The following is a 662-nucleotide window of genomic DNA, read 5'->3' as shown; positions in this document are numbered from 1 at the left end:
GGAGAACATTAAGAATGTTCTCCTTTTTTGAATCTTTTCTCTTTTAACGATAAGAGAAATCGTATTTGCTGCTTCCAAATATGGCAAGTATTTGCTCTTATCGCTGGCCCCGCCGGCTCACACAGATCCCTTTTATGTTTAAAGACAGAGGAGACTATCACCCGGTCTATGTATATTAATATATATTAGTATGCACATCTGATCAAGCTTCCTTAATCCTATTATTGACTGGGCTGAAAAGTGAAACAGCTAAAATTTTGATTTCATTTGATTCTGAAATTAAAACTTGCTGAGCACTACTCAATGTACAAGCAGTGGAAATAAGGTCATCAACAATTATGTACACTCCATTTTCAATTATTTGCGTTCCATTTAATTTAATTGGATGAACATATTTTCTTATGGGTGGTGGAATGTCTGATACTGAAAAAAGCTTATTTCTTTGATCAGCTTGTTTTATTCTTTGTAAAATTAGGTGTTTATCCGTACTTGGTATACTTGAGTTAGCTACTTCTTCTGACATCTCAGTATTTGATTTTTTTATCAATAGGCTTTCTAAGACTATTGATTGATGAAACTGTCTCTGCAATCTTCTTGCTAGTTGTAATGAAAGATTATGTTTGGAAGGCATTGGCACAATGAAATCAATTTTTTCATATTTA

1 protein-coding gene is annotated in these 662 nt (G+C 33.1%); it reads right to left on the bottom strand.

What is annotated here, in order from left to right; translation table 11 throughout:
- Nucleotides 1-202 precede the first annotated feature (202 nt).
- Nucleotides 203-662, bottom strand: a 460-nt coding sequence (locus CL42_RS17330) for a phosphoribosyltransferase family protein (protein WP_035271046.1), incomplete at its 5' end; no start/stop codon positions are given.

This window comes from Acinetobacter sp. Ver3 (genome assembly GCF_000632455.1).
GTDB lineage: Bacteria > Pseudomonadota > Gammaproteobacteria > Pseudomonadales > Moraxellaceae > Acinetobacter.
Note: the sequence above shows the minus strand (reverse complement) of the source record. Positions and strands in the feature narration are given on the sequence as shown.